The organism is Actinoplanes sp. NPDC048791 (genome assembly GCF_040650095.1).
GTDB lineage: Bacteria > Actinomycetota > Actinomycetes > Mycobacteriales > Micromonosporaceae > Actinoplanes.
Map to the genome: position 1 here is coordinate 1 of NZ_JBEZGQ010000820.1, position 3,773 is coordinate 3,773.

The window sequence follows — 3,773 nt, forward strand, 5'->3', positions numbered from 1 at the left end:
GGCGAAGCTCCGGGCCGCGGCCGACCTTGCCCGGCAGCGCGGCTACTCCCGGCTCAAGCTGCGCCTGCTCGCCGGTTGGCAGTCGCCCGGCTGGGCGCTCGCGCTGGGCGGTGGGCCGATGCGGAAGTGGGAGGATCCCGACGCGGTCGAGCCTGACCTGTACGACGTACCGGTGTGGTGGGCGGACGATTTCCTGGCCGCGTACAACGCTTTCCTGCCCGAGGTGGCCGCCGCGCTGGAGGACGAGCCGCTCTGGGGTGAGGTGACCGTTTCCGGGACGTGCACCGTCTTTGCCGAGCCGTGCGTCAAGCAGCTCGGGGTGGCCGCCAACCGGAAGCAGGCGCTCGACCGGGAGTACACCGCCGCGGCCGACCGGGCGGCGCTGGAGACGGTGATCGCCGCCCATCACGACACCTTCTCGCCCCTGGGCATCACTTCCTCGGTGGCGTACAACCCTTGGCAGTTCATCGCCGCTGACCGGCGGATGGAGACCGACCCGGCCGTCACCGTGCAGCTCATGGACTACCAGCGGGCCACCATGGGGGCGTTCGGGGTCTGGGAGAACAACTCGTTGATCGCCCGCCGGACCGGTGGCGTGCTCGAGCAGACCCGCCCCGACTACCAGGGCATGTACGACCACATGATCGCCGGCGCCGCGGCGGGGCATCCGATCCAGTTCCAGACCGGCACCCTCGCCAAGATCCAGGCGGCCGGTGGCACCGCCGAGGCCACGGCGTCCTGGGTTGCCGAGAACGGCGGCATCTCCGTCGAGCTGCCGCGCGGCTGGGAGCAGGACACCGACGCCATCGACGTGAACCGTGCCGACCAGCTCAACCGGCAGCTGGCGGTGAACGCCGCCGCCACGCTGGGCTGACCGCGCAAACTTGAACTATTCCAGAAAAGCCTCTACGTTGATCAGGTGACGCCCGACTTCGAGACTCAGCTGCGGGCGGTCTCGTTGCGGGTGACCAGGCCACGGCTGGCTGTGCTGGCCGCGCTGCGGGACCATCCGCACGTCGACACCGACACGGTGATCGCGCTGGTCCGGGCCGAGCATCCCGCGATCTCCCACCAGACGGTGTACGACGTGCTGCGCGCGTTCACCGAGACCGGCCTGATCCGGCGCATCCAGCCGGCCGGCGCGACGGCCCGCTACGAGGCCCGGGTGGGAGACAACCACCACCACGTCGTGTGCCGCTCCTGCGGCGCCATCGCCGACGTCGAGTGCGCGGTCGGTCATGCCCCTTGTCTCACCGCCTCCGACGACCACGGCTTCGTGGTCGACGAGGCGGAGGTCGTCTATTGGGGCACCTGCCCCGACTGCGCGACCGAACGCCTTGCCCAAGGATCCGCCAGTTCGGAAGGAAACAGATGAGCGACACCCAGGACAACGCCCCGGCGAGCGCGCAGGGCGTGGACAAGATGGCGGCGGAAGGCTGCCCGGTCGCGCACGACTCGGTGACCGCGACCGGCAGTGAGAGCGAGAACCCGGCGATCGACTCGCCGACGCCGAAGACCGGCGGCCGGCCGCACACGATCCGCGACTGGTGGCCCAACCAGCTCGACCTGTCCGTGCTGCACGCCCACTCGTCCAAGGGCAACCCGCTCGGGGAGAACTTCAGCTACGCCCGGGAGTTCGCCAAGCTCGACGTCGACGCCCTCAAGCGCGACATCACCGAGGTGCTCACCACCTCGCAGGACTGGTGGCCGGCCGACTTCGGCCACTACGGCGGCCTGATGATCCGGATGAGCTGGCACGCCGCGGGCACGTACCGGATCCACGACGGCCGTGGCGGCGCCGGCGACGGCGGCCAGCGGTTCGCCCCGCTCAACAGCTGGCCCGACAACGCCAACCTCGACAAGGCGCGCCGCCTGCTGTGGCCGGTCAAGGCCAAGTACGGCCAGCAGATCTCCTGGGCCGACCTGCTCGTGCTGGCCGGCAACGTGGCCCTGGAGTCGATGGGTTTCAAGACCTTCGGTTTCGGCTTCGGCCGCCAGGACGTCTGGGAGCCCGAGGAGATCTTCTGGGGCCCGGAGGACACCTGGCTCGGTGACGAGCGCTACGTCTCCGACAACGAGATGGCCGAGAACGTCGGCGCGACCGAGATGGGCCTCATCTACGTCAACCCCGAGGGTCCCCGCGGCAGCGCGGACTTCCGGGCCGCGGCCCACTTCATCCGGGAGACCTTCGGCCGGATGGCGATGAACGACGAGGAGACTGTCGCGCTGATCGCGGGCGGACACACCTTCGGCAAGACCCACGGCGCCGGCCCGGCCGACAACCACGTCGGCCCGGAGCCGGAGGGCGCCGACCTGGAGACGCAGGGCCTGGGCTGGCTGAGCACGTACGGCAGCGGCAAGGGTGCCGACACGATCACCAGCGGTCTCGAGGTGACCTGGACCGACCGCCCCACGCAGTGGAGCAACCGCTTCTTCGAGATCCTCTTCGGCTACGAGTGGGAGCTCACCACGAGCCCCGGCGGCGCCAAGCAGTGGGTCGCCAAGGACGCCGAGGAGATCATTCCGGACGCGTACGACCCGGCCCGCAAGCACAAGCCGACGATGCTCACCACCGACCTGTCGCTGCGTTTCGACCCGGCGTACGAGAAGATCTCGCGCCGTTTCCTGGAGAACCCGGACGAGTTCGCGCTGGCCTTCGCCAAGGCCTGGTACAAGCTGCTGCACCGCGACATGGGTCCGGTCAGCCGCTTCCTGGGCCCGTGGGTGGCCGAGCCGCAGCTGTGGCAGGACCCGGTGCCGGCCGTCGACCACGAGCTCGTCGGTGACGCCGACATCGCCGCCCTCAAGGCCAAGGTGCTGGAGTCCGGCCTGACCACCGCCCAGCTGGTCGCCACCGCCTGGGCGTCGGCCGCGAGCTTCCGCTCCACCGACAAGCGCGGCGGCGCCAACGGGGCCCGGATCCGCCTCGAGCCGCAGCGCAACTGGGAGGTCAACCAGCCGGAGCAGCTCGCGACCGTGCTGGGCACCCTCGAGGGCATCCAGCAGGAGTTCAACAACGCGGGCGGCGCGAAGATCTCGCTGGCCGACCTGATCGTGCTGGCCGGCTCGGCCGCGGTCGAGAAGGCGGCGCGCGACGCCGGCGTCGAGATCACCGTGCCGTTCCACCCGGGCCGCACCGACGCGAGCCAGGACCAGACGGACGTCGACTCGTTCCGGGTCCTCGAGCCCCGCGCCGACGGCTTCCGCAACTACCTGCGCCCCGGCGAGAAGACCCAGCCCGAGGTCCTGCTCATCGACCGCGCCTACATGCTCGACCTGACGGCGCCCCAGATGACGGTCCTGATCGGCGGCCTACGCTCCCTCGGCGCGAACTTCGGCGGGTCGCAGCACGGCGTCCTCACCGACCGGCCCGGCGTGCTGACCAACGACTTCTTCGCCAACCTGCTCTCCCCCGGCACCCGGTGGAAGACGTCGCAGTCGGACGAGAACGTGTACGAGATCCGTGACGTGACCACCGACGAGGTCAAGTGGACCGCCACCGCGGTCGACCTGGTCTTCGGCTCGAACTCGCAGCTGCGGGCGCTCGCCGAGGTCTACGCCGGCCAGGACGCCCGCGAGAAGTTCGTGACGGACTTCGTCACGGCCTGGACGAAGGTCATGGAGCTGGACCGCTTCGACCTCGCCTGATCTCCTACGACCGGAGAAGCGCGGGCGCTACGGAGGGTGCGGCCGGGGGGTTTGATTCGTGAGCTAGGGACGCGGCGGCCAGCCCGGCGTGGTGGGGGTGGTTGTGGGGCATGTGCACACGAGGC

The 3,773-nt window shown here is 70.2% G+C and carries 3 protein-coding genes; all 3 read left to right on the forward strand.

The window, feature by feature from the left end; translation table 11 throughout:
* Positions 1-874 (forward strand): hypothetical protein (locus AB0C29_RS37740; RefSeq protein WP_360830931.1); only part of this gene is annotated, 874 nt, incomplete at its 5' end.
* A 45-nt stretch (positions 875-919) separates the two neighbouring features.
* Positions 920-1,375 carry a Fur family transcriptional regulator gene (locus AB0C29_RS37745; RefSeq protein WP_360830934.1) on the forward strand — a complete coding sequence of 152 codons (456 nt, stop codon included), beginning with the start codon at positions 920-922 and terminating at the stop codon, positions 1,373-1,375.
* A complete protein-coding gene (gene katG / locus AB0C29_RS37750; RefSeq protein WP_360830937.1) occupies positions 1,372-3,648 on the forward strand; it encodes a catalase/peroxidase HPI in 2,277 nt (758 codons plus the stop codon). The genes AB0C29_RS37745 and katG overlap by 4 nt, the downstream gene beginning before the upstream one ends.
* The last annotated feature ends 125 nt before the right edge of the window (positions 3,649-3,773 follow it).